The following is a 24159-nucleotide window of genomic DNA, read 5'->3' on the forward strand; positions in this document are numbered from 1 at the left end:
TCACATTCCCTTGACTATGCTTGAGCTCCGGCGGCCGATGCCGCTGGAACAGGGTCGGTAAGAATGGTTTTCCTGACACTGATGAAACGCGCGTGAAAATTACGCCCTATTTTTTCACCACACAAGATGCCGGAGCCGATTCTTGTGTAGGAATTTCAGGGGAAATACCGGAAAAACCGACTTCCTTCAATTGCACCGATGCACAGGAGTGACGGCCGGTTGGCAAGGATTCAGCCGATGGACAACCTTTGCAGCACCAAGTTCGTGTCCATGACCTGCGCGTACTCGCCCTGCAGGTTGGCCAGGGACATGGCGTGAACCTCTTCGGCGCTGCGTTGCACCCCATTGAAATCGCGCTTGTCGAAGGTGAAACAGGCGTCCGCCACCACCCGTGTAGCGAATCCCAGGTTCCCCGCTGTGCGCGCCGTGGCCTCCACCGAGTTGTTGGTGCTGACGCCGCAGATCACCACCATCTCGATGCCCCGCACGCGCAACCAACGCTCCAGGCCGCTGCTGATGAAAGCGTCCGGGACGTTCTTTTCCACCACGTGCTCGCTATCCAGCGGCGCCAGCTCCGGCTGGAACTCCGCACCTGGCTGACCCGGCCAGAACGGCGACCCCGGACTACGCGAGATATGGCGGATATGCACCAGCGGCCAGCCTTTCCGACGCCAGGCAGCCAGCAGTTCACCGATGCGACGTTCGGCCTGCGGGTTGTTGCGCGGCTCGGGGCTCGTGCGCATACCTTGCTGCTGGTCGATGATCAACAGGGCGGGAGGGGTCATCGAGGCGCTCCTTGCGAGTAGGAAGACGCCATCCTACGGCCTGAACAGGCAAGAAAAAACCGGCCACCACGGCCGGCTTTTCTGTAGGAGCGAGGAGGACGCCCAGTGCTTGCTCGCGAACCCAATCCCGCTGCGAGCCCGTTCGCGAGCAAGCTCGCTCCTATGAAGAGCCCGTCAGAAGCTCTCGTTGCGCGCAGCCTTCTCCAGCAGCAGCGCCGGCGGCAGGAAGCGCTCGCCGTACTGCTCGGCCAGGTACTGGGCGCGGGCGACGAAGTCCTTCAGCCCGTACTGGTTGATGAACTGCAGCGCGCCGCCGCTCCAGGCCGCAAAGCCGATGCCGAAGATCGAGCCGATGTTGGCGTCGGCAGTGGAGGTCAGTACGCCCTCCTCCACGCAACGTACTGTCTCGATAGCCTGCACGAAGAGGATGCGGTCACGCACATCCTCGGCGGAGATCTGCGCGTCAGCCTTCTCGAAGCGCTGCTTCAGCTCCGGCCACAGGTGCTTCTTGCCGTTGGCGGGATAGTCGTAGAAACCCGCGCCGGCGGCTTTGCCCGGACGCTTGTACTCATTGACCATCAGATCCACCACGGCGAAGGCCGGGTGCTTGGGCAATTGCTTGCCCTCGGCTTCCAGGTCCTTGCGAGTCTGCTCGCGAATGTGGGTCATCAGGCTCATGGACACTTCGTCGCTGATCGCCAGCGGACCCACCGGCATGCCGGCCTGGCGCGCCTGGTTCTCGATCATCGCCGCCGACACGCCCTCGCCGAGCATGGCCAGGCCTTCGTTGGTGAAGGTGCCGAACACGCGGGAGGTGAAGAAACCGCGGCTGTCGTGGACCACGATCGGGGTCTTCTTGATCTGCAAGACGTAGTCGAAGGCACGGGCCAGGGTGACGTCGTCGGTCTTCTCGCCACGAATGATTTCTACCAGCGGCATCTTGTCCACCGGGCTGAAGAAATGCAGGCCGATGAATTTCTGCGGCTGCACCACCGCTTCGGCCAGGCCGGTGATCGGCAGGGTCGAGGTATTGGAGGCGATCACCGCGTCCGGCAGCGCGGCGGATTCGGCGGCGGCGCTGACCTTGGCCTTCAGGCCGCGGTCCTCGAACACCGCTTCGATGATCAGGTCGCAACCTTCGAAGTCGGCGTCGCTGGCAGTCGGCTTGATCCGGGCGAGGAAGGCATCGCGCTTCTCGGCGCTCATCTGGCCCCGGCCGACCTTCTTGTCCAGCAGGCCGGCGGAATAGGCCTTGCCCTTCTCCGCCGCTTCGATGGACACGTCCTTGAGCACTACCTCGATACCGGCGGCGGCCGAGACGTAGGCGATGCCCGCGCCCATCATGCCGGCACCGACTACCCCGACCTTCTTCGTCTGCTGCGGCGGGATGCCTTGCGGGCGCGACTTGCCGGCGTTGATCTCGTTGAGCTGGAACCAGAAGGTGCCAATCATGTTCTTCGCCACCTGGCCGGTGGTCAGTTCGGTGAAGTAGCGCGCCTCGATCAGTTGGGCGGTATCGAAGTCCACCTGCGCGCCTTCGACGGCGGCGCACATGATCTTCTCCGGCGCCGGGAAGCAGCCCTTGGTCTTGTCGCGCAGCACCGACGGTGCGATGGCCAGCATCTGCGCCACGGCCGGGCTGGACGGCGTGCCGCCGGGGATCTTGTAGCCGGCGCTGTCCCACGGCTGCTTGGCGGCCGGGTTGGCAGCGATCCACTCGCGGGCCTTGCTCAGCAGTTCTTCGCGGCTGGAAGCCAGCTGGTGAATCAGGCCAGCCTTGAGCGCCTGATCCGGGCGTACTTTCTTGCCTTCGGCCAGGTACGGCAGGGCCTTCTCCAGACCGAGCAGGCGCACCATGCGCACCACGCCGCCGCCGCCGGGCAGCAGGCCCAGGGTGACTTCCGGCAGGCCGAGCTGGACGTGGCTTTCGTCCAGGGCGATGCGGTGGTGGCAGGCCAGGCAGATTTCCCAGCCACCGCCCAACGCCGCGCCATTGATGGCGGCGACCACCGGTTTGCCGAGGGTTTCCAGGCGACGCAGCTGACCTTTCAGGACCAGGATGCCTTCGTAGAAGGCCTGGGCGTCAGCCTTGGTCACCTTGATCAGTTCATTCAGATCGCCGCCGGCGAAGAAGGTCTTCTTCGCGGAAGTGATCACCACGCCGGCGATCGAGTCCTTCTCAGCTTCCAGGCGCGCGACGGTGGCGGCCATGGCCTCGCGATACACACCGTTCATGGTGTTGGCGCTCTGGCCGGGCATGTCCATGGTCAGGACGACGATGTTGTCCTGGCCTTTCTCATAGCGGATGGCGTCGGTCATTTTCTTGTTCTCCGGCCTCAAACCCTTTCGATAATCGTCGCGATACCCATGCCGCCACCCACGCAGAGGGTGGCCAGGCCGAAGCGCAGGTTGCGCCGCTCCAGCTCGTCCAGCAGGGTGCCGAGGATCATGCAGCCGGTGGCGCCCAGCGGGTGGCCCATGGCGATGGATCCACCGTTGACGTTGACCTTGCTCTCCGGCACGCCCATGTCCTTCATGAACTTCATCACCACCGAGGCGAAGGCTTCGTTCACCTCGTAGAGGTCGATGTCCTCGGCCTTCAAACCGGCCTTGGCCAGCGCCTTGCGGGTTGCCGGCGCGGGGCCGGTGAGCATGATGGTCGGGTCGGTACTGGTCACCGCCGTGGCGACGATGCGCCCGCGGGCCTTCAGGCCCAGCTCGCGGCCCTTGGCCTCGGAGCCGATGAGCATGGCGGTGGCGCCGTCGACGATGCCGGAGCTGTTGCCCGGCGTATGCACGTGCTCGATGCGTTCGACAAAGCTGTACTTGCGCAGCGCGCTGGCGTCGAAGCCCATCTGCCCCATCATCTCGAAGCTGGGCTTGAGCGCGCCGAGGCCTTCGAGGGTCGAGTCGGCGCGGATGAACTCGTCATGGTCGAGCAGGACGATGCCGTTCTGGTCGGTGACCGGCACCAGGGACTTAGCGAACAGCCCTTCGGCGCGGGCCTTGGCGGCCTTCTGCTGGGAGCGCAGGGCGAAGGCATCGACGTCAGCACGGCTGAAGCCTTCCAGGGTGGCGATCAGGTCGGCGCCGATGCCCTGGGGCACGAAGCTGGTGTGCAGGTTGGTTTCCGGGTCCAGCGCCCAGGCGCCGCCGTCGGAGCCCATGGGCACGCGGGACATGGATTCCACGCCACCGACCACCACCAGGTCCTCGAAGCCCGAGCGCACCTTCATGGCGCCCAGGTTGACCGCTTCCAGGCCCGAGGCGCAGAAACGGTTGATCTGTACGCCGGCAACCTGCTCATCCCAGTCGGCCACCAGCGCGGCAGTCTTGGCGATGTCCGAGCCCTGGTCGCCCACCGGAGTCACGCAGCCCAGGACGATGTCGTCGACCTGGGCCGTGTCGAGCTGGTTGCGCTGCTGCAGTGCGCGCAGGACTCCGGCCATCAGGTTGACCGGCTTGACGCTGTGCAGCGCGCCGTCCTTCTTGCCCTTGCCGCGGGGAGTACGCACCGCGTCGTAAATGAATGCTTCGGTCATGGCGTTCTCTCTTAGAGTTGTCGTCACGCAGGCGTGGCGTGTCGGCCTACCTTAGCGACGTATCGGCCGGGGGCAATGACCGCAGCGCTCAGCGCAATTGACCGCCACGCTCAGCCACCGACCGGCGGCGACTGGGGCGAAGGCTCTGGCAAGAGGCTATCGGAGCAGGCAGACGAACGGTCGAAAAGCTGAACAGAGCTGTCACGCCGCGGTCATATAGAGGGAATATGCCTGGAACTGCATCACTTGCTGCCAGATGGTCTAAGCCCGCGCGGCACTAGGCTTAGACTCCGATATGCAGTGAATGAAAAGCGTGCAGATGATGCGAAGAGTGCCGCTGCCGGGTTTGCCGGAGCGGTTCGAAAAACCAGAAGCCAAGGTGCAGGCTCCACTACCAACAGGCCGTGAGTGGGCAGTGCCAAGAACAAGAAAGGCGGAAGGACATCATGGACAAACAATCGAGAAAATGGCGTCAGGCAAGCCTGATCGTCTTCGCAACCACTGTCGTACTGATCATCCCCAATCTGAGTCGTCTGGTCGGCTAGGGCCAACACCCGGCTACCCCGCCGCTGCGTACCGCGTGCCGCCATCCGCGAGCCACGGTCAACGCAGCGCGGGAGCCACCTACCTCCTGTAGCCCCCACACCTCTGCTAATGTTCCGCGGCCCTTCTCCGCCACGGATGCGACCATGCGCCCACTGCTGCTGACGCTGCTCCTGCTCTGCCCGACCACTTTCGCCGCCACGCTCACCCTGGAATTGCCCGACGGCAAGCACGACTTCAGCACGGAACAACTGTTGGCCAACCCCAAGGCGCAGGACATCGACGTGCCCGCCGACGTCTCCTACAACCGCACCATGCGTTACCGCGCGGTGCCGCTGGCAGCGTTGCTGCAAAGCGTGAACCCCGGAGATCACCTGCAGGCCGTGGCGCTGGACGGCTTTGCCGCTGAACTGCCGGCTGCACCGCTACTGGAGGAAAAAGGCGCACGCGCCTGGCTGGCCATCGAGGAGCCCGATAAACCCTGGCCGAAGCTGGGCGAAGGCAAGCCGTCCGCCGGGCCGTTCTATCTGGTGTGGACCGACCCGAAGGCCGCCGGCGTCGGCCCGGAGCAATGGCCGTTCCAGGTCGCCATCATTCGCTACCTGAAGCCGCTGGCCGAGCGCTTCCCGGCTTTGCTGCCAGCGAAGAATGCACCTGAGTCGGCGCAGAAGGGGTTTGCCCAGTTCCAGAAGAACTGCCTGGCCTGCCATCGCCTGAATGGCGCCGGGGATTCGCAGTTCGGCCCGGACCTGAACCTGCCGCACAACCCCACCGAATACTTTGCCGCCGGCTATCTCAAACAGTACATCCGCGACCCACAGAGCCTGCGGCACTGGCCGGAGGCGCGGATGAAGGGCTTCCCGGCGGACGTGATCAGCGACCGGGAGCTGGATGAGATCCTGGCCTACCTGAAGCACATGGCGGGGCGGAAGGTGAAGGCCGGGAGCTGAAACCCGACGCTTACGTAGGACGCATAACGCGCCAGCGTTATCCGCCAACCGGGGACAGCGGGGGTTAGGATCGATGCGGTTCGCGAGCAAGCTCGCTCCTACGAAAAGCGAGTTCGGTGCGGCTCTGGTAGGAGCGAGCTTGCTCGCGAACCCGCCCAGCCGCGAAGCCTCAGTGCCAGTAATCCCCCGGCGGGGCTGGCAATTCGCCGAGCAACTGGCGTAACCCGGCGCCCCACTGCCCGCGAATGCCCTCGAAGTACGCATCGCCTTCCTGGATGCGATACCCCGCCGGCACTTCCAGGCTGCCCTCGCGGTAGACCAGCAGGTCCAGCGGCATGCCCACCGAGAGGTTGCTGCGGATGGTCGAATCGAAGCTGATCAGCGCGCAGCGCAGGGCCTGCTCCAGCGGCGTGGCGTAGCTCATGGCGCGGTCGATGATCGGCTTGCCGTACTTGCTCTCGCCGATCTGGAAGTAGGGCGTATCACGGCAGGACTCGATGAAGTTGCCCTGCGGGTAGACGTTGAACAGGCGCGGCACTTCCGTGCCGATCTGCCCACCGACAAGGAACGAGCTGCCCAGGTCGACACCCTGGTTCTGGCCGATGTTCTCGTCGTGATCGACTACCTCGCGCAGGGTCGAGCCTACCAGCCGGGCCGCCTCGAACAGGTTCTCGACATTCCCCAGGTTCGGTCCGTCGCCGCCCATGCGCTGGCGCAGCGTGCTGATCACCGATTGCGAGGTGGCCAGGTTGCCGGCGCTCTGCACCACGATCAGCCGCTCCCCCGGCGTGCCAAAGATATGCAGCTTGCGGAACACGGCGATGTTGTCGACGCCGGCATTGGTGCGCGAATCGGAAACGAAGACCAGGCCTTGGGCGAGGTTCATGGCAACGCAGTAGGTCATGACGATCTCATGGCAGGTTCACGGAGCGGGAAAGCTGGCACCGATCTTAAGCCGGTGCCAGGCCTTTCGCCACGCCTGCTCACTGTTGCATCTGCTGGGCCTGCTGCAGGTGCCCCGGCGCCACCGTCACGCGCGCATGCATCTGCTCGCCCCCGCCACCCCGTCGCATGCCGCGCACCGGGCAGGCGTCGAGGTAGTCCAGGCCGACGGCCAGCTTCAGGTGGCGCTCCGGGCGGTCAAGCACATTGGTCACGTCGAAGCTGTACCAGGCGTCGTCCAGCCAGGCCTCGGCCCAGGCGTGGCTGGCCAGGTGTTCCTCGGCGTCGGTGTAGAGATAGCCGGAGACGTAGCGCGCCGGCACACCCAGGTAACGCAGGCAAGCGAGGAAAGCGTGGGCATGGTCCTGGCAGACGCCCTGCCCGGCCGCGAAGGCTTCGGCGGCGGTACTGTCCACCTGGGTCGAGCCGGGCACGTAAGCGATGCGATCATGCAACGCCTGCATCAGCTGGATCATCGCCTTGCGGTCACGGCGCTCGGCGCACTGGGCGCGGGCGAATTCCTGCAGCGCACCATCGGCCAGCGTCAGGCGGGTGCTGCGCAGGAACGGCAATGGCGACAGGTGATCGTGCTCGCACTCGTTCTCCACGTCGATTTCCACCTGGCCATGGGCGGCGATGACGATGGCCTCGTGGGGCTCGTCCAGGGTCAGTACATGGAGAATGTTGCCATAGGCATCGCGCTGCGGATGAGCCGGGCGCGGCAGGTGCAACTGCCAGTCGAGCACGTGCTGGCGCTCGCTTTCCTGTGGCGTCAGGCGCAGGTACTGGATGCTCGCGCGCACCTGGTCTTCGTAGCGGTAAGTGGTGTCATGGCGGATGGAGAGTTTCATGCGGCCTCCAGATACGAGCTGTGAATGGCGTTGGCGAGCTGGCGAACCAGCCCGATGTGTTCGGTGATCCAGGCGTGCAGGCCGGCATCCAGCACTTCGTCGATGCCGGTGTAGCGCACCCGGGCTTCCAGTTCGGCGGCCATGCGCTGGGCCGGACGGCCGTTGGCGCCGGGCAGGCTGGCGAGGATCTGGCGCAGCTCCTCGGCGCAGGCCAGCAGCGAGCGCGGGACGTCTTCGCGCAGCAGCAGGAGTTCGGCGATGTTGCGGGCGTTGAGGGCGTCGCGGTACAGCTCGGTGTAGCCCTCGAAGGCCGACAAGGCGCGCAGCAGTGCGGTCCACTGGTAGTAGCCGCGCGCGGAACCTTCGGCCGGCCCCTGGTCGCCGCCGAGGATCTGGTTGCGCGCATCGAGCAGGCGCAGGGTGTTGTCGGCACGCTCGATGTAGGTGCCCAGGCGAATGAAGTGGAAGGCGTCGTTGCGCATGCTGGTGCCGAACGTGGCCCCGCGGAACAGGTGCGAACGGTCCTTCACCCATTCGCAGAAGTGGCTGATGCCGTAGCGCAGCAGACCCTGGTGGGCGATGTCGCGCATCTCCAGCCAGGTGGCGTTGATGTTCTCCCACATGTCGGTGGTGATCCGTCCGCGCACCGCATGGGCGCCGGCGCGGGCGGCACCGAAGCAGGAATAGATACTGGTGGGGTTCTGCGCATCCAGCGCGAAGAAGTTCAGCAATCGCTCGGCGTGCAGTTCGCCGTGGCGGGCCAGGTAGGCGTCCAGGTTGCCGGTGATGCGCAGCGGCATGGCCAGTTCCTCCAGGCCATCGCCACGGCCATCCTGCGGCATCAGCGACAGCGAGTAGGACACGTCGAGCATGCGCGCGAGGTTCTCGGCGCGTTCCAGGTAACGCGACATCCAGTACAGGTCGGAAGCGGTACGGCTCAGCATGATGCGGTGCGTCCTTACAGTTAATGGCGAACCACGTTGGTGATGGGGGCCTGCCAGGCTAGACGCGGGACGCCGGTGATGGTCGGCCCCTCACCCAGTCCCGCAACGACGCATGGCAGGCCCACAGCGCCAACCCGCAGGGCTGTGCCCCGAAAGGCGCAAGCTGATGCAACTCGTGTTTCATCGGTATTCACTGAAACCTCCTTCTCTTCCGAACCTTGCGCCTTTCGGGGCGCAGCGGGGTCGTCATTCACTGTGAGGACGCAGCGTCTACTCCACCACCCAGGTGTCCTTGGTACCGCCACCTTGTGACGAATTGACCACCAGCGAGCCTTCGCGCAGCGCCACGCGGGTCAGGCCACCGGGCACCAGGCGCACGTTGTCCGGCGCGGACAGCACGAAGGGCCGCAGGTCGATGTGGCGCGGGGCGATACCGTTCTCGACGAAGGTCGGGCAGGTCGACAGGCTCAGGGTCGGCTGCGCGATGTAGGCCTCCGGGCGGGCCATGAGCCGGGCGCGGAAGGCTTCGATCTCGGCGCTGGTCGACGCCGGTCCCACCAGCATGCCGTAGCCACCGGAGCCCTGGGCTTCCTTCACCACCAGCTCGGGCAGGTGCGCCAGCACGTGGGACAGGTCCTGCGGCCGGCGGCATTGCCAGGTGGGCACGTTGTGCAGGATCGGCTCCTGGTCGAGGTAGAAGCGGATCATCTCCGGTACGTACGGATAGACCGACTTGTCGTCGGCCACGCCGGTACCGATGGCGTTGGCCAGCACCACGTTGCCGGCGCGGTAGGCAGCCAGCAGGCCGGGCACGCCGAGCATGGAGTCGGGGTTGAAGGCCAGCGGGTCGAGGAAGTCGTCGTCGATGCGCCGGTAGATCACGTCCACCTGCTGCGGGCCGGCGGTAGTACGCATGTAGACGCGCTCGTCGCGAACGAACAGGTCGGCGCCTTCCACCAGCTCCACGCCCATCTCGCGAGCGAGGAAGGCGTGCTCGAAGTAAGCGCTGTTGAATCGGCCCGGCGTGAGCACCACCACGCTGGGATTGTCCAGCGGGCTGGAGTTGCGCAGAGTGTCCAGCAGCAGGTTCGGGTAGTGGTCGATGGGCGCGATGCGCTGGGCGGAGAACAGCTCCGGGAACAGGCGCATCATCATCTTGCGGTTCTCCAGCATGTAGGAGACGCCGCTGGGGGTGCGCAGGTTGTCCTCGAGCACGTAGTACGCGCCATTGCCGTCGCGCACCAGGTCGATGCCGGCGATGTGCGCGTAAACGTTGCCGGGCACGTCCAGGCCCTGCATGGCCAGTTGGTACTGGTCGTTGGCCAGCACCTGCTCGGGTGGGATCAGGCCTTCCTTGAGGATGCGCTGGTCATGGTAGAGATCGGCGAGAAACAGGTTGAGCGCCTGCACCCGCTGGATGCAGCCGGCCTCGATGATCTTCCACTCGCTGGCGGGAATGCTGCGCGGGATGGTGTCGAAGGGGATCAGGCGTTCGGTGCCCTGGTCGTCGCCGTACAACGTGAAGGTAATCCCGGCGCGATAGAACAACAGGTCGGCCTCGCGGCGACGCTGCTGCAGCTGTTCGCCGGGCATGTCCGCCAGCCAGCGGGCGAACTCCGTGTAGTGCGGTCGGCAGGCGCCAGCGGCGTCATGCATTTCGTCATAGAACACCCGAGCCATCTTCTACTCCTTGTTGCCGCTCGTCCTCGGCTGAAGGAACCGTCGCAAGGCCCGTGCCAGAGGTCGAATTCCTGTTCGTTCAATGACTTGCGAAGGTTGCCCGGCCGCCCCGCACCAGAGCGGTGCGATTTTGTCGGCCAGCAACCCCGGATCGCCCCGTTTGGAGCCGCGAGCGCCATGTGGCGGGCCTTTGCGGGGTGCCGGGGGCTTTCTTGTCAGCCTCTGGGGCCGGAACTACGCTGCAAGAGCGTGCCCATTTCCCATGGACATGCCGCGATCAACAGAGGTGCCAATTTTCTGCGCGCTGGTATCGCAGTGGCTCCCACAACGTAGAACAACAGGAGTCCGTCCATGTCATCCGTGCCATTCTTTTCAGTGAAAGTCGCGGCGCTGGCCTTCGTCGGCGCCAGCCTGCTCGCCAGCGGTTCGTTGCAGGCCGCCGAAGCGCTCAAACAGCTGGGCAACCCCGAAGGGGCGCTGGATATCATCGCCTGGCCCGGCTACATCGAACGCGGCGAGAGCGACAAGAACTACGACTGGGTCAGCCAGTTCGAGAAAGACTCCGGCTGCAAGGTCAACGTGAAGACGGCCGCCACCTCCGACGAGATGGTCAGCCTGATGGCCAAGGGCGGCTACGACCTGGTTACCGCCTCCGGCGACGCCTCACTGCGGCTGGTCTATGGCAAGCGCGTGCAGCCGATCAATATCGCCCTGGTGCCCAACTGGAAGAACGTCGACAAGCGCCTGCAGGACGCGCCCTGGCACACCGTGGATGGCAAGCACTTCGGCACGCCCTACCAGTGGGGGCCGAACGTGCTGATGTACAACACCAAGGTCTTCCCCAAGGCGCCGGACAGCTGGAGCGTGGTGTTCAGCGAGCAGAAGCTGCCCGACGGCAAGAGCAACAAGGGCCGCGTGCAGGCCTATGACGGCCCGATCTACATCGCCGACGCGGCGCTCTACCTGAAGACCGCCGAGCCCAAGCTGGGCATCCAGGATCCTTACGAACTCAACGAGGAGCAGTACGCCGCCGCCCTCAAGCTGCTGCGCGAACAGCAGAAGCTGATCCACCGCTACTGGCACGACGCGACGGTGCAGATGAGCGACTTCAAGAACGAGGGCGTGGCGGCTTCCGGCTCCTGGCCATACCAGGTGAACGCGCTGCAGGGCGAGAAGCAGCCGATCGCCTCGACCATCCCCGGCGAAGGTGTCACTGGCTGGGCCGATACCACCATGATGCACGTCGACGCCAAGCACCCGGTCTGCGCCTACAAGTGGCTGAACTGGTCGCTGGAGCCCAAGGTACAGGGTGACGTCGCCGCCTGGTTCGGCTCGGTGCCAGCGGTTCCGGACGGCTGCACCGGCAGCCAGCTGCTCGGCGCCCAGGGCTGCGCGAACAACGGCTATGACCAGTTCGACCGCATCGCTTTCTGGAAGACTCCACAGGCCAAGTGCGAGCAAGGCCAGTGCGTGCCGTACAGCCGGTGGACACAGGACTACATCGCGATCATGGGCGGGAGGTGACGCTGTATTGCTCGCCTGAAAGCCCCTCTACCCTGCCCTCTCCCTGAAGGGAGAGGGGGTATCCGATTCAGGCATGCAGCCGTGCAAAAGGCATGCTTGGGCGCAGGTTGAAGCCGTGATTACGCTTGATGCCGATCCAGTCCCCTCTCCCTTCAGGGAGAGGGAACACAGCATCAGCCACACCATGGCCTCCCGCTGACCAAGCGCCCTTCCCCCCATGCGCTACCTTTTCTGATGCAGCCCCGCCAATCAGGTAGCCAGCAGCATGACCACAGCCGTCCAGTTCACTGACGTGAGCCGTCACTACGGTGAGGTGCGTGCCGTCGATTCGGTGTCCATCGAGATCCGCGACGGCGAGTTCTTCTCCATGCTCGGCCCCTCCGGATCGGGCAAGACCACTTGCCTGCGGCTGATCGCCGGCTTCGAGCAGCCCACCTCCGGCTCCATCCGCATCCACGGCGCGGAAGCGGCAGGCCTGCCACCTTACGAGCGCGACGTAAACACGGTGTTCCAGGACTATGCGCTGTTCCCCCACATGAGCGTGCTGGACAACGTTGCCTACGGCCTGAAGGTAAAAGGCGTAGCCAAGGCCGAACGCTACCACCGCGCCGAAGAGGCCCTCGGCATGGTCGCCCTGGCCGGGTACGGCAAGCGCAAGCCGGCGCAGCTCTCCGGCGGCCAGCGCCAGCGTGTTGCCCTGGCCCGTGCCCTGGTCAATCGCCCGCGCGTACTGCTGCTGGACGAGCCTCTCGGCGCTCTGGACCTCAAGTTGCGCGAGCAGATGCAGGTGGAACTGAAGAAGCTGCAGCGCCAGCTCGGCATCACCTTCATCTTCGTCACCCATGACCAGAGCGAAGCGCTGTCCATGTCCGACCGCGTGGCGGTGTTCAACAAGGGCCGCATCGAACAGGTCGACACTCCCGGCAATCTCTACCGCCGCCCCGCCACGCGCTTCGTCGCCGAGTTCGTCGGTACCGCCAACGTGCTGCGCGGGGACCTCGCCCAGCGCCTGCTCGGCGAATCCCGCCCGCACTCGCTGCGCCCCGAGCACGTGCGCTTCGGCCATGCCGGCGAAGGGGAACTGGAAGTCAGCGGCACCCTGTTCGACGTGCAATACATGGGCGCGAGCAGCCGCTACGAGATCGAGTTGGAGAACGGCGTGCGGCTGGTCGCCGCCCTGCCCAACGGCGAACGCGAGGAGCAAAGGCCGCAACCCGGTGACGCGGTAACCGCCTGTTGGGCACGCAGCGCGCTGGTGCCGCTGCTCGAGGAGCCGGCAACGTGAGGGCGATCTCCAGCTTTCTCTACCGGCGCAGCACGCTCTACCTGCTGATGCTGCTGATCCCGCCGTTGCTGTGGTTCGGCGTGATCTACATCGGCTCGCTGTTCGCCTTGCTCTGGCAGAGCTTCTACACCTTCGACGACTTCACCATGGCGGTGACGCCGGACCTGACCCTGGCCAACTACAAGGCCCTGTTCAACCCGGCCAACTACGACATCGTGCTGCGCACTTTCAGCATGGCGATTGCCGTGTCGGTGGCCAGCGCCCTCCTCGCCTTCCCCATCGCCTACTACATGGCGCGCTATGCCGGGCCCAAGGAAAAAGCCTTCTTCTACATCGCGGTAATGCTGCCGATGTGGGCCAGCTATATCGTCAAGGCCTATGCCTGGACGGTGATCCTGGCCAAGGGCGGCATCCTCTACTGGGTGATCGAGCACCTGCACCTGCTCGGCCTGCTGGACCTGCTGCTGGAAGTACCCGGCGTGGGTGGCAACACCCTGTCGACCTCGCACATCGGGCGCTTCTGGGTATTCACCTACATCTGGCTGCCGTTCATGATCCTGCCGATCCAGGCCGCCCTGGAGCGCCTACCGCCGTCACTGCTGCAGGCTTCGGCCGACCTCGGTGCGCACCCGCGGCAGACCTTCTTCCAGGTCATCCTGCCGCTGGCCTTCCCTGGCGTCGTGGCCGGCTCGATCTTCACCTTCAGCCTGACCCTGGGCGACTTCATCATCCCCCAGCTGGTCGGCCCCAGCGGGCTGTTCATCGGCACCATGGTCTATGTGCAGCAGGGCGCGGTGGGCAACATGCCGCTGGCGGCGGCGTTCACCCTGGTGCCCATCGTGCTGATCGCTGTCTACCTGTCCATCGCCAAGCGACTGGGGGCCTTCGATGCGCTCTGACGCCCACTCCACCGATCGCCCCTCCTGGTTCCTGCGCCTGGCCGCCTGGGGCGGGCTGCTGTTCCTGCACTTTCCGATCCTGGTGATCCTGCTCTACGCCTTCAACACCGAGGAGTCGGCGTACAGCTTCCCGCTGCAGGGCTTCACCCTGAAGTGGTTCAGCATCGCCTTCGGGCGCGGTGACGTGCTCGACTCCATCTGGCTGTCGGTGAAGATCGCCTGCGTGGCCACGCTGATCGCCATGGTCCTCGGCACCCTGGCCGCCGGCGCGCTGTACCGTCGCGACTTCTTCGGCAAGGAAAGCATCTCGCTGATGCTGATCCTGCCCATCGCCCTGCCCGGCATCATCACCGGTATCGCCCTGCTCTCGGCGTTCAAGACGCTGGGGATCGAACCGGGCTTGCTGACCATCGTCATCGGCCACGCGACCTTCTGCGTGGTGATCGTCTACAACAACGTGATCGCACGCTTCCGCCGCACGTCGTTCAGCCTGATCGAAGCGAGCATGGACCTGGGCGCCGACGGCTGGCAGACCTTCCGCTACATCATCCTGCCGAACATTGCCACGGCGCTGCTGGCCGGCGGCATGCTGGCCTTCGCCCTGTCGTTCGACGAGATCATCGTCACCACCTTCACCGCCGGCCACGAGCGCACCCTGCCGCTGTGGCTGCTCAACCAGCTGACCCGCCCGCGCGACGTGCCCGTGACCAACGTGGTGGCGATGCTGGTGATGCTCGCCACCATGCTGCCGATCCTCGGCGCGTATTACCTCACGCGCGGCACCAGCGACGTCGCGGGGAGCGGCAAATGATCCCGTGCCAAGCGCCCCCTCCCTAGCCCTACCCCTGAAGGGAGAGGGGACTGGAACGGCGCAGGAGGAAACGACCGTTTTCGCCGGCACGGACAGCTCCCTCTCCCTTCAGGGAGAGGGTTGGAGAGAGGGAAACCCACTACGGAGGAGCCCCATGCAAACCAAACTGCTGATCAACGGCCAGTTCGTCGCCGGCGAAGGCGCGAAGCTGGACGTCCTCAACCCCGCCACGGGCGAAGTGATCGGCCAGGTCGCCGAAGCCAGCGAAGCCCAGGTGGACACGGCCATGCGCGCCGCCGATGCCGCCTTCGACAGCTGGTCGCAGACCGCGCCGAAGGACCGCGCCATGCTCCTGTTGCGTCTGGCCGATCGCATCGAGGAGCATGCCGAGGAACTGGCCAAACTGGAATCGGACAACTGCGGCAAGCCCTACGCGGCCGCGCTGAACGATGAGATCCCGGCTATCGCCGATGTCTTCCGCTTCTTCGCCGGCGCCTGTCGTGTGCTGCCCGGTTCCGCCGCTGGCGAGTACCTGCCCGGTTTCACCTCGATGATTCGCCGCGACCCGGTGGGCGTGGTCGCCTCCATCGCGCCCTGGAATTACCCGCTGATGATGGCGGCATGGAAGCTTGGCCCGGCACTGGCCGCCGGCAACTGCGTGGTGCTCAAGCCCTCGGAACAGACTCCGCTGACCGCCCTGCGGGTGGCCGAATTCATCGCCGAGCTGTTCCCTGCCGGCGTGGTGAACATGGTGTTCGGCCGCGGCCCGAGCGTGGGCGCACCGCTGGTCAGCCATGATCTGGTGCGCATGGTCTCGCTGACCGGCTCGGTGGGCACCGGCAAGGCCATCATCAAGAGCGCCGCCGACAGCGTGAAGCGCCTGCACATGGAGCTGGGCGGCAAGGCCCCGGTGATCGTCTTCGACGATGCCGACCTGCAGGACGTGATCGCCGGCATCCGCACCTTCGGTTTCTACAACGCCGGGCAGGACTGCACCGCGGCCTGCCGCATCTACGCCGGCAAGAAGGTCTACGACAATTTCGTCGCCGACCTCGCCAGTGCGGTATCGAGCCTCAAGACCGGCCTGCAGAACGACCCGAATACCGAACTCGGCCCGCTGATCACTGCGGCCCAGCGCGACCGGGTCTCCGGCTTCATCGAACGGGCCAAGGCCAGCCCGCACATCCAGATCGCTACTGGCGGCAAGATGGTCAGCGGCAAGGGCTTCTTCTACGAACCGACTGTGGTGGCCAACGCCCAGCAGGACGACGAGATCGTCCGCCGCGAAGTGTTCGGCCCGGTGGTCTCGGTGACCCCGTTCAGCGATGCGGACGAGGCGGTGCGCTGGGCGAACGACTCCGATTACGGACTTGCCTCATCGGTGTGGACGAAGGATGTCGGCCGCGCCTCACGGGTGGCCGCGCGCCTGCAATACGGCTGCACCTGGGTGAACACCCACTTCATGTTGTGCAGCGAAATGCCCCACGGCGGCTTCAAGCAGTCCGGCTACGGCAAGGACCTGTCCATGTACGGCCTGGAGGACTACACCGTGGCGCGGCACATCATGTTCAAGCACTGAACCGGCTGAGCATATGAACCGTAGGATGGGAGGAGCGCAGCGATACCCATGCTGATGGGCTCGCAGCATTGATGGGTATCGCTACGCTCCACGCCATCCTACAAGGCGCGCTCGGCACCGCTGGCGGAGTGCAGGGCGCCGATCAGACTAATCCAGCCAGCTTCAGCCAGTGATGGTAGAACCCTTCCGCCACACGGTTCATGGCCGCCACCCGCTGCGGCAGGTTGGCAAGCATCACGTCAGCACTTTCCTGACTCGGCTGGCTCGGATCGAGGTATTCCGGGAAGCCATTGACCCAGCCGCTGACCAGCTCTTCGGTCATTTCCGGATGCCCCTGCAGACCAAGGATGCGCTCGCCAAAGCTGAACGCCTGGTTCTCGCACCAGGGGCTGGAGAGCAGGCGCGTAGCGCCTTCGGGAATGTCGAAGGTATCGCCATGCCACTGGTAGATCGGGAACTCCTCGGGCAGGTGCGCCAGCCACGGGCTCTGCCCTTCCTGGCGGCGCATCGGCTGCCAGCCCAGTTCGGTGTACGGCAGGCGGTGGATATCGGCGCCCAGCGCCTTGGCCAGCAACTGACCACCCAGGCAGTGGCCGACCATCGGCACGTCGCGTTCGATGAAGCGGCGAATCGCGGCGATCTCGGCGCGCAACCATGGCAGGTCGTCGTTCACACTCATGGGGCCACCCATGATGGCGACGGCTTTCGGTCGTTCCAGGTCGTAGCCTTGCAACTCGCCCAGATCGGCGCGAAGCACGTCGAACGGCAGTTGCAGACGATCGAGCACCGCCCCCAGGTGGCCGGGCGGACAGAAATCGACGTGGGTCAGGATCAGGATATCGGTCATGGTTACCTCCGCGCCGCAGTCTGCCGCATCGGTGGCGAGGAGGAAACCGGGCGTGTCCGCAAGGTCGTTCTTGCACTGCTGCCGCCCACGCACGAAGAAAGGCGCGCCGCCACTGCTGGCAACGGCGCGCATTTTCATCTTTGCGGGTAGAGACGCGGGTAGAAGATCGGCCGTCCTGCGACGGCTCAACGACGTGTTGCGATCAACGCAGGGAGGTGACCTCCTGGGTCACACCCCATCCATCGAGTGTACCGCCCAGTGGCACCACGACTTCCTCAAGGTCGTGTTCGAAATCGCCGATGGCGGCATGGGTGGCGAACATCACCTTGCTGATCTGCAGGTTCCAGCCGCCGTCATCGCGCGCTTCGACCTGGGTTCTCAGCGACTCGCCGCGAAACTGCCGGGCAGCTTTGCGGGCGTTCTGTTCATCGGAAAAGATGGCGAAAAAATCGATGGGATGAATACGAGCGAAATCGAAACCACCTTCCTTCATCCGGCGCAACACGTTGACGCTGATATCCTCCGAGAGGGGCTTTTCCATGGTACGCACCTCCTTTCGAGACGTTCAGAGTGTATTCCCCGCCAACGAACACGCCCTGCGCGGGCGTATTCCGGGCACTTCAGTGTGCCGCCGGGAAACGTCAAATGACGCAACGTCCCCCGAAATGGTGGCCAACTCCGCCGAACGCGCCGAGCGGCGCAGCGGAAATCTCCCGGCCACATTTCTCAGCGTAGCGTCTGGCGGCGCGCCCTGCCGCTACTTTGACGCTAACGCCCATTCGGCGGCGACAGGCGGCAGCCGGATGGCGCCGTCCGGGAAGCTATCCACCCAGCGCCAGGCAGATGCCGGTCATCGCCACGCCCAGCGCGGCAAAACCGACGGCGCCCTGCCACGGCCGACCGCCGGCCCAGCGCGCCAGCAGCCAACCCAGCCCGAACATCAGCAGCAGGCCCGTGACCTGTGCCATGCGCAGCGCCAACAGGTCGTCATGAATGACCAGCAGCGGCAGGATGATCGGCAAGGTCGCGACGAAGGTATGGCCGGCCAGGATCAGCCACGCGAGCCAATGCTCGCGACCCAGGCTCGGGGCCTCCCCGGTGCCGAGCAATGATTTCAGGAAGTTGCTGCGCAGACGCTGGACGTCACTGCTCTGCAGGTGATCCACCATCAGGTCCGGGAGGAATTCCCGCAGGCCTTCGCGAAAGCTCCTCTCGTCCTCCGACCCACGCAAGGCGCGCAGGCCTGCGTGCCGATGCTCGCGGTCCACGCGCATGCCGACCAGGGTCATCAGGGCATCGACCATGCCCCACGCCAGGTTGCAGCCCAGCGCCGCCAGCACCAGTTGCTGCCGTCCCGCGCCATCCGCCGCGGTGGGAATGACGGAGATGATGGTCAGCGCCATGATCACCCCGAAGGCGACTTCGCTGAGCCGGTCGAACGGATCGGTCAGGTCGCCCCAGGCCTTGTTCCAGGCGGTTTTCCAGGAAAGTCGCGATCGCTCCACGAATCGGGCTCCTTGGCTGCATTGTCGCCCCGGCCGCAACCCGGCCAGGGCGGATTCTCAGTACGCAGTCTAAAGGGAGCGTCCGCTGGCGGCGTTGACCGCAGCCGTTCTCCGGGGCATTCGCGAAACGGACCGTGAACGCCTGCGCGTTGCGCTCAGCGGCTGAGCCAGGCCATCACCCAGCGGTTGATTGCCGGCGGCGACAACTGGCCGGACCAGTACATGGCGCGGAACATCGCTCCGATGGGCCGATGCACGCCGCCGCTCTGCGCCTGTCGCCACGCGGCCCGGGCAATATCCTCGGCTACCAGGGTGACGCCCAGGCGGCGCAGCACCGGCGGCTCGAAGGTCTGGCTGGCAACCATCGGCGTGCGCACGAACGGCGGCATCAGGTCGGCAACGCGGATGCCCAGCTCGCGCCATTCCAGCTCCAGCGCCTCGGTCAGCCCGCGCACCGCGAACTTCGAGGCCGAGTAACTGGCCATCTGCGGCACGCCATAGAGTCCGGATGCCGAGCCCATGTTCAACACCTGCGCGCCCGGCGTGCGCTTGAGGTACGGCAGCGCGGCGTAGCAGCAATTGAGCACGCCCTGCACGTTGATGGCGATGATGCGATTGTGCTCGGCCAGGCTGATGTCCTCGAAGCGGCCGAAACGCAGGATGCCTGCGCAATTGAACAGCAGGCGCAGATGGCCGTCGTGTGTGTCGGCGAACTCGCGCACCGCCGCCGTCACCGCCTCGGCGTCGGTGACGTCCAGCGCCCGCTGCCAGGCGCCGCCCAGCTCGGCAGACAGTGCCGCCAGCGGCTCAGGATTGAGGTCGATCAGGCCGACGCGCCAGCCGCGCTGATGGAACAGTTTCGCGGTGGCGGCGCCGATGCCCGAGGCGGCCCCGCTGATGAGGATGGTGTTCATCGCTGCACTCCTTGCATGGGGGCGACCTGTAGATGGCTGGCGACAAAATGGGCTACGTCCTGCAAGGCTCGGTCGGCCACGTCCAGCAACCCAGCGTGGGCCTGGAACACATGCCAGCAACCGGGGAAGCGCTGCAGCTCGACCGTCGCGCCGTAACGCCGCGCAGCGGCGACGAAGCGCAGGCTGTCATTGCGCAGCACTTCGTCCTCGCCGACCTGGATCAGCAACGGTGGCAGGCCGGTGAGGTCGGCATACAGCGGCGACAGTTGCGCATCGGCGCGCGGCACGCCCGGCGGGCAGAACATGCCCATGGCGCTGTCTATCCAGGCGCGGGTGATCAGCGGATCGCCCGCCGCCGGTGCGTGCAAATGCTCACCGGTGAGATCGGTGACCGGCGAGAAGGTCACTAAAGCCCCCGGAGTCGGCAGGTTCTGGGCCTTGGCCTGCAACGCCAGCTGCAAGGTCAGGTGACCGCCGGCGGAATCCCCGGCCACCGCGATGGCTGCCGCGGGAATGCCCTTGTCCAGTAACGCGCGGTAGGCCGCCACGGCATCCTCACGCTGGGCGGGGAAGCGATGCTCGGGCGCCAGGCGGTAGTCGAGCACCCAGACCTCGGCCTTGCAGCGCCGCGCCAGGTTGGCGGTGATCGCCCGGTGCGTGGCGGGCGAGCCGATCAGGTAGGCGCCGCCGTGAAGGTAGAGGATCACCCGGCCCTCACCACCACGGTCGGGCCGCCAGACTTCGGCAGGTACGCCGCCCAGGTTCGTTTGCTCGCAATGCACACCCCGAGGCGTCAACGTCGCGGCCGTCAGCCCGCGCAATAGCGCGCGTTGCGCCTTCACCGGCAGTTGCGGCCCCATCAGGCCGCGAAACAGCAGGTTGAGGGTGCCGCGCAGGGTGGCGGTGAGCAGTTTCTGGCGGGTCGACAGCGTTACCACGGGTTCAACGGATGCAGTCATAGTCGGCGAACTCCGGCTGACGGGTCTGTTGGCGGTAGCGGAAGGTGAAGCCCGGCCAGTTCACGGTATTGCGGCCGCTTTCGGTCTTGTACCAGCTGCTGCAACCGCGCTCCCAGATGGTGTGCTGCAGGTCGTGCTGCAACTGGCGGTTGAAGCCCTGCTGCGCCTGTGGCTTGAGGTCCAGGTACTTCAGGCCCTCGCGCTGAATCCGCTGCAGGCAGCCGAGCACGTAGGGGAACTGGCTCTCCAGCATGTAGATGATGGAGTTGTGTCCCAGGTTGGTGTTCGGCCCGTAGAGGATGAAGAAGTTGGGGAAACCGCTGACGCTGATGCCCTTGTAGGCCTCGGCACCGTCGCTCCAGGCCTGGTTCAGCTCACGGCCGCCCAGGCCGGTGATACGCATCGGCGCGAGGAACTCAGTGGCGGCGAATCCGGTGCCGTAGATAAGGGTGTCCACCGGATGCCGCACACCGTCGCGGGTGACGATGGCGTCTTCGGTGACCTCGCGGATGCCGGCATCCACCAGCTTCACGTTGCTGCGCGCCAGCGCCGGGTAATAGTCGTTGCTGATCAGGATGCGCTTGCAGCCCATGGGGTAGTCCGGCTGCAACCGCGCGCGCAGCTGCGGGTCGGTGATGCTCTTGCGCATGTGCAGGTGGAAGCTGATCCGCATGAACTTCATCATCGGCGGAAACACGGTAAAGGCCAGTGCCCGCGCCTCGTGCTGGACGTACTTCAGGCCGCGGTCCAGGCGCTGCAGCCAAGGCAGGCGCGCCTTGATGCGGCGTTCCCAGTCGGCGTAGGGACGGTCCGGCTTGGGGATCACATAGGCAGCACTGCGCTGGAACAGCAGCAGCTCGGCTACCTTCGGGGCGATCTGCGGGACGAACTGGATGGCACTGGCGCCGGTGCCGACGACCGCGACGCGCTTGCCCTCCAGCGGCGCACCGTGGTCCCACTGCGCGGAATGGAAGGCCTTGCCCTGGAAGCGCTCGATACCCGGCAGCTTCGGGATCAGCGGGCGGCTCAACTGGCCGAGGGCACAGACCACCGACTGGGCGCGCAGCTCCTCACCGTCGGCGCAGGTCACTCGCCACTCTCCAGCCGCTTCATCGAAGCTCGCCTCGCGCACTTCGCAGTTGAAGCGGATGCGTTCGCGCAGGCGGTACTTGTCCGCGCAGTGCCGGGCGTAATCGAGGATTTCCGCCTGGGGCGCGAACTTGCGCGACCAGTCGGCCTTGGGTTCGAAGGAAAAGGAATACAGGTGCGAAGGCACGTCGCAGGCGGCGCCCGGATAGACGTTCTCACGCCAGCAGCCACCAACGTCGGCGGCCTTTTCGAGGATCAGGAAGTCGCCGATCCCGGCCTTCTGCAGGCGGATCGCCAACCCCAGGCCGGCAAAGCCGGCACCGATGATCAGCACGCGCGGAGCGGCTGATCGGCGGGAAGGTGTTGTCATTGTTGTGCTCCCGGTTTCGAAGTCCGCACGGCGGCGGATGACAACATCCTAGTGCGACTTCCTGCCACGGGTTATGGCATAGTCGGACATAAAATTGTGACTTTCGGTCACTCCGACTTCCGAGGTTCCGATGCCTGCCACCCCACCCTGGTCGCCCCGGCGCAGCGCCATCAGCGTGCAGCTCATGGCCCAGTTCGGCCTTGACCACGGCATGACCCTGGAACAGTGCCTGGACGGCACCGGGCTGGACATCGGCGTGCTGGCCAACCCCGGCGCCGAGGTGGAAGCCACCCAGGAACTGGAGCTGCTGCGCAATATCAACCGGCACATTGGTCAACGCCCCGGTATCGGCCTCAAGGCCGGCCTGCGCTATCACCTCAACACCTATGGCATCTGGGGCTTCGCCCTGCTCAGCAGCTCGACCTTCCTCAGCGCGGCGCACCTGGGCCTGCGCTACCTCGACCTGACCTATGCCTTCCACCGCATGACGCTGGAGGAACACGACGGCGAGGCGCATCTGCTGCTGGACGATGCGGCCGTGCCGGAAGACCTGCGCGACTTCCTCATCGACCGCGACGGCGGCGGCGTGCTGCGTATCCAACGCGACCTCACCAACCAGCCGCCACCGATCCGCCAGGCACTGTTCCGCCGCGAGGCGCCGGCCGACCTGCAGCCTTACCTCGACGAACTGGGAGTGAAACCGCTGTTCGGTCAGGTGGAAAACCGCATCGTCTTCGACAGCCGTATTCTCGAACTACCGCTGCCCGGCGCCAATCCGGAAGTAGCGCGCCGCTGCGAGGAACAATGCCGCGCCCTGCTCGCCCGGCGCCAGGTGCGCACCGGGCTGTCCGGACAGATCCGCGATCGTCTGCTGGGCACGCCGGGGCGGCTGCCGGACATGGAACAACTGGCGGATGAACTGCACATGACGTCGCGCACGCTGCGCCGCCGGCTGGAAACCGAAGGCAGCAGCTATCGCGCGCTGCTAGACGAGGTGCGCCAGGCGCTGGCCGAGGAGTTGCTGGCCACGGGGGCGATTCGTCTGGAGGAGATTGCCGAGCGGCTCGGCTATGGCGAGGTGTCGAACTTCATTCACGCCTTCCGCCGCTGGAAAGGCGTGACACCGGGGCGTTTCCGCCGCAGCTGAGTGTTCTCGGGAGCTTAGAAGACCAGCTTGTAGCCGATCATCGCCAGCATCACAGCCAGGCACGGCCGCAGGATGCCGTCCGGAATGCGTCCGGCCAGGTGGCTGCCGACGTAGATGCCCGGCAGCGAGCCGATCAGCAGGTAGCCCAGCAGGCCCCAGTCCATGTTGCCCATGCTGGCGTGGCCGAGGCCGGCGACCAGGGTGAGCGGTACGGCGTGGGCGATCTCGGTACCGACCAGACGGCGGGTGGCGAGGAAGGGATAAAGGATGAACAGCGCCACGGTGCCCAGCGCGCCGGCGCCGATGGAGGTCAGCGCGACCATCGCGCCGAGGATGGCGCCGGTGATCACGGTCAGGGTGTTCAGCTTCGAGCCGCTGAAGTGGAAGCTGTCGCCGGCATGGCGCTGGGCGAAGGCCAGCACCTGCTTCTTGAACAGTACCGCCAGCGCAGTGAGCAGCAGCACGACACCCAGGGCGTTCTTGATCACGGCGTTCATGGCCGCGGTATCGGTGTGCAGACTGTGCAGGAACAGCAGCGTCAGCGCCGCCGCCGGGACGCTGCCCAGGGCCAGCCAACCCGTGATGCGCCAGTCGATGTTGTCGTTCTTGCGGTGAACCAGGACGCCGCCGGACTTGGTGATGGCGGCATAGAGCAGGTCGGTACCCACTGCAGCGGCGGGGTTGATACCGAACCAGAGGAGAATCGGCGTCATCAGCGAACCGCCGCCGACACCGGTCATTCCCACGATAAAGCCAACGACAAGACCCGCGATTACGAAACCGATATTGCCAACATCCATCTACGCGTCCTGACTGGCGAAACTGATCACCTCGTGGTGTGGGCGGCAGGATAACGGCTTTTCTTATAATCCATTAGATCGATGTGGTCTTACTTTATAACTGCTTTTTACCGTTAGTTTGGTTGCTTATTTCTCGTCCGAGGTCTCTGGCACGGGCCTTGTAGGAGCTCACTGTGCGCATGATCGCGGGCAT

At 65.4% G+C, this 24159-nt stretch carries 21 protein-coding genes; 7 read left to right on the forward strand and 14 right to left on the reverse strand.

Annotated features, from left to right (window positions below):
* Positions 1-230: 230 nt before the first annotated feature.
* The 3 genes from FAS41_RS19765 to FAS41_RS19775 form a co-directional block, all read right to left on the reverse strand.
* Positions 231-785 (reverse strand): cysteine hydrolase family protein, encoded by a 555-nt coding sequence (locus tag FAS41_RS19765; RefSeq protein WP_138525144.1) that lies wholly within the window; start codon positions 783-785, stop codon positions 231-233.
* A gap of 174 nt (positions 786-959) precedes the next feature.
* Positions 960-3104, reverse strand: coding sequence for a 3-hydroxyacyl-CoA dehydrogenase NAD-binding domain-containing protein (locus tag FAS41_RS19770; protein WP_138525145.1), 2145 nt, complete (start codon positions 3102-3104; stop codon positions 960-962).
* Positions 3105-3121: 17 nt separating this feature from the next.
* Positions 3122-4327 carry an acetyl-CoA C-acetyltransferase gene (locus tag FAS41_RS19775; RefSeq protein ID WP_138525146.1) on the reverse strand — a complete coding sequence of 402 codons (1206 nt, stop codon included), beginning with the start codon at positions 4325-4327 and terminating at the stop codon, positions 3122-3124.
* Positions 4328-5016: 689 nt separating this feature from the next.
* Here FAS41_RS19775 and FAS41_RS19780 point away from each other — a divergent pair.
* A complete protein-coding gene (locus tag FAS41_RS19780; protein WP_138525147.1) occupies positions 5017-5820 on the forward strand; it encodes a c-type cytochrome in 804 nt (267 codons plus the stop codon).
* Between the two features lie 169 nt (positions 5821-5989).
* Here the strand turns inward: FAS41_RS19780 and FAS41_RS19785 are convergent, their stop codons facing one another.
* From FAS41_RS19785 to FAS41_RS19800, 4 genes are all read right to left on the reverse strand, one after another.
* On the reverse strand, positions 5990-6724 hold the full coding sequence (locus FAS41_RS19785; RefSeq protein ID WP_138525148.1) for a proteasome-type protease: 735 nt from the start codon (positions 6722-6724) through the stop codon (positions 5990-5992).
* A gap of 79 nt (positions 6725-6803) precedes the next feature.
* On the reverse strand, positions 6804-7613 hold the full coding sequence (locus FAS41_RS19790) for a transglutaminase family protein (RefSeq protein WP_138525149.1): 810 nt from the start codon (positions 7611-7613) through the stop codon (positions 6804-6806).
* Entirely contained in the window at positions 7610-8557 is a 948-nt protein-coding gene (locus FAS41_RS19795; protein ID WP_138525150.1) for an alpha-E domain-containing protein, read from the reverse strand. The genes FAS41_RS19790 and FAS41_RS19795 overlap by 4 nt, the downstream gene beginning before the upstream one ends.
* A gap of 270 nt (positions 8558-8827) precedes the next feature.
* On the reverse strand, positions 8828-10237 hold the full coding sequence (locus FAS41_RS19800; protein ID WP_138525151.1) for a circularly permuted type 2 ATP-grasp protein: 1410 nt from the start codon (positions 10235-10237) through the stop codon (positions 8828-8830).
* A 351-nt stretch (positions 10238-10588) separates the two neighbouring features.
* Here FAS41_RS19800 and ydcS point away from each other — a divergent pair, with 351 nt between their 5' ends.
* The 5 genes from ydcS (at position 10589) to FAS41_RS19825 (ending at position 16335) form a co-directional block, all read left to right on the forward strand.
* On the forward strand, positions 10589-11761 hold the full coding sequence (gene ydcS / locus FAS41_RS19805; protein WP_138525152.1) for a putative ABC transporter substrate-binding protein YdcS: 1173 nt from the start codon (positions 10589-10591) through the stop codon (positions 11759-11761).
* Between the two features lie 265 nt (positions 11762-12026).
* Positions 12027-13046 carry an ABC transporter ATP-binding protein gene (locus tag FAS41_RS19810; RefSeq protein WP_138525153.1) on the forward strand — a complete coding sequence of 340 codons (1020 nt, stop codon included), beginning with the start codon at positions 12027-12029 and terminating at the stop codon, positions 13044-13046.
* A gap of 47 nt (positions 13047-13093) precedes the next feature.
* Positions 13094-13945 (forward strand): ABC transporter permease, encoded by an 852-nt coding sequence (locus tag FAS41_RS19815; RefSeq protein ID WP_246084904.1) that lies wholly within the window; start codon positions 13094-13096, stop codon positions 13943-13945.
* A complete protein-coding gene (locus FAS41_RS19820) occupies positions 13935-14756 on the forward strand; it encodes an ABC transporter permease (RefSeq protein ID WP_138525155.1) in 822 nt (273 codons plus the stop codon). Before FAS41_RS19815 ends, FAS41_RS19820 begins: the two co-directional genes overlap by 11 nt.
* A 154-nt stretch (positions 14757-14910) precedes the next feature.
* Positions 14911-16335, forward strand: a complete 1425-nt coding sequence (locus FAS41_RS19825) for a gamma-aminobutyraldehyde dehydrogenase (protein WP_138525156.1) — start codon at positions 14911-14913, stop codon at positions 16333-16335.
* Between the two features lie 142 nt (positions 16336-16477).
* Here FAS41_RS19825 and FAS41_RS19830 read toward each other — a convergent pair whose 3' ends face one another.
* The 6 genes from FAS41_RS19830 to FAS41_RS19855 all read right to left on the reverse strand — a co-directional run bounded on the left by FAS41_RS19830 (position 16478) and on the right by FAS41_RS19855 (position 22019).
* On the reverse strand, positions 16478-17182 hold the full coding sequence (locus FAS41_RS19830) for a type 1 glutamine amidotransferase (RefSeq protein ID WP_138525157.1): 705 nt from the start codon (positions 17180-17182) through the stop codon (positions 16478-16480).
* Positions 17183-17384: 202 nt separating this feature from the next.
* Positions 17385-17723 (reverse strand): ribonuclease E inhibitor RraB, encoded by a 339-nt coding sequence (locus tag FAS41_RS19835; protein ID WP_045208619.1) that lies wholly within the window; start codon positions 17721-17723, stop codon positions 17385-17387.
* Positions 17724-18003: 280 nt separating this feature from the next.
* Positions 18004-18687, reverse strand: a complete 684-nt coding sequence (locus FAS41_RS19840) for a hypothetical protein (RefSeq protein ID WP_138525158.1) — start codon at positions 18685-18687, stop codon at positions 18004-18006.
* Between the two features lie 155 nt (positions 18688-18842).
* Positions 18843-19601, reverse strand: coding sequence for an SDR family oxidoreductase (locus FAS41_RS19845; protein WP_138525159.1), 759 nt, complete (start codon positions 19599-19601; stop codon positions 18843-18845).
* Positions 19598-20560, reverse strand: a complete 963-nt coding sequence (locus tag FAS41_RS19850) for an alpha/beta hydrolase (RefSeq protein WP_138525160.1) — start codon at positions 20558-20560, stop codon at positions 19598-19600. Before FAS41_RS19850 ends, FAS41_RS19845 begins: the two co-directional genes overlap by 4 nt.
* Positions 20544-22019, reverse strand: coding sequence for a flavin-containing monooxygenase (locus FAS41_RS19855; RefSeq protein ID WP_138525161.1), 1476 nt, complete (start codon positions 22017-22019; stop codon positions 20544-20546). The genes FAS41_RS19850 and FAS41_RS19855 overlap by 17 nt, the downstream gene beginning before the upstream one ends.
* A gap of 130 nt (positions 22020-22149) precedes the next feature.
* Here FAS41_RS19855 and FAS41_RS19860 point away from each other — a divergent pair, with 130 nt between their 5' ends.
* On the forward strand, positions 22150-23166 hold the full coding sequence (locus FAS41_RS19860) for an AraC family transcriptional regulator (RefSeq protein WP_138525162.1): 1017 nt from the start codon (positions 22150-22152) through the stop codon (positions 23164-23166).
* A 14-nt stretch (positions 23167-23180) separates the two neighbouring features.
* Here FAS41_RS19860 and FAS41_RS19865 read toward each other — a convergent pair whose 3' ends face one another.
* Complete coding sequence (locus FAS41_RS19865; protein WP_081520618.1) at positions 23181-23966, reverse strand: sulfite exporter TauE/SafE family protein; 786 nt, start codon at positions 23964-23966, stop codon at positions 23181-23183.
* Between the last annotated feature and the right edge of the window lie 193 nt (positions 23967-24159).

The sequence above is a fragment of the Pseudomonas nicosulfuronedens genome (genome assembly GCF_005877905.1).
GTDB classification, from domain to species: Bacteria; Pseudomonadota; Gammaproteobacteria; order Pseudomonadales; family Pseudomonadaceae; genus Pseudomonas; species Pseudomonas nicosulfuronedens.

Bases quoted from the DNA above. Each gene is read 5' to 3' on its own strand.
- FAS41_RS19775 (WP_138525146.1), bottom strand. From the start codon at position 4,327: ATGACCGAAGCATTCATTTACGACGCGGTGCGTACTCCCCGCGGCAAG.
- FAS41_RS19815 (WP_246084904.1), top strand. From the start codon at position 13,094: ATGCTGCTGATCCCGCCGTTGCTGTGGTTCGGCGTGATCTACATCGGC.
- FAS41_RS19860 (WP_138525162.1), top strand. From the start codon at position 22,150: ATGCCTGCCACCCCACCCTGGTCGCCCCGGCGCAGCGCCATCAGCGTG.
- FAS41_RS19765 (WP_138525144.1), bottom strand. From the start codon at position 785: ATGACCCCTCCCGCCCTGTTGATCATCGACCAGCAGCAAGGTATGCGC.
- FAS41_RS19835 (WP_045208619.1), bottom strand. From the start codon at position 17,723: ATGGAAAAGCCCCTCTCGGAGGATATCAGCGTCAACGTGTTGCGCCGG.
- FAS41_RS19795 (WP_138525150.1), bottom strand. From the start codon at position 8,557: ATGCTGAGCCGTACCGCTTCCGACCTGTACTGGATGTCGCGTTACCTG.
- FAS41_RS19780 (WP_138525147.1), top strand. From the start codon at position 5,017: ATGCGCCCACTGCTGCTGACGCTGCTCCTGCTCTGCCCGACCACTTTC.
- FAS41_RS19855 (WP_138525161.1), bottom strand. From the start codon at position 22,019: ATGACAACACCTTCCCGCCGATCAGCCGCTCCGCGCGTGCTGATCATC.
- FAS41_RS19830 (WP_138525157.1), bottom strand. From the start codon at position 17,182: ATGACCGATATCCTGATCCTGACCCACGTCGATTTCTGTCCGCCCGGC.
- FAS41_RS19800 (WP_138525151.1), bottom strand. From the start codon at position 10,237: ATGGCTCGGGTGTTCTATGACGAAATGCATGACGCCGCTGGCGCCTGC.
- FAS41_RS19825 (WP_138525156.1), top strand. From the start codon at position 14,911: ATGCAAACCAAACTGCTGATCAACGGCCAGTTCGTCGCCGGCGAAGGC.
- FAS41_RS19820 (WP_138525155.1), top strand. From the start codon at position 13,935: ATGCGCTCTGACGCCCACTCCACCGATCGCCCCTCCTGGTTCCTGCGC.
- FAS41_RS19785 (WP_138525148.1), bottom strand. From the start codon at position 6,724: ATGACCTACTGCGTTGCCATGAACCTCGCCCAAGGCCTGGTCTTCGTT.
- FAS41_RS19810 (WP_138525153.1), top strand. From the start codon at position 12,027: ATGACCACAGCCGTCCAGTTCACTGACGTGAGCCGTCACTACGGTGAG.
- ydcS (WP_138525152.1), top strand. From the start codon at position 10,589: ATGTCATCCGTGCCATTCTTTTCAGTGAAAGTCGCGGCGCTGGCCTTC.
- FAS41_RS19845 (WP_138525159.1), bottom strand. From the start codon at position 19,601: ATGAACACCATCCTCATCAGCGGGGCCGCCTCGGGCATCGGCGCCGCC.
- FAS41_RS19770 (WP_138525145.1), bottom strand. From the start codon at position 3,104: ATGACCGACGCCATCCGCTATGAGAAAGGCCAGGACAACATCGTCGTC.
- FAS41_RS19850 (WP_138525160.1), bottom strand. From the start codon at position 20,560: ATGACTGCATCCGTTGAACCCGTGGTAACGCTGTCGACCCGCCAGAAA.
- FAS41_RS19865 (WP_081520618.1), bottom strand. From the start codon at position 23,966: ATGGATGTTGGCAATATCGGTTTCGTAATCGCGGGTCTTGTCGTTGGC.
- FAS41_RS19790 (WP_138525149.1), bottom strand. From the start codon at position 7,613: ATGAAACTCTCCATCCGCCATGACACCACTTACCGCTACGAAGACCAG.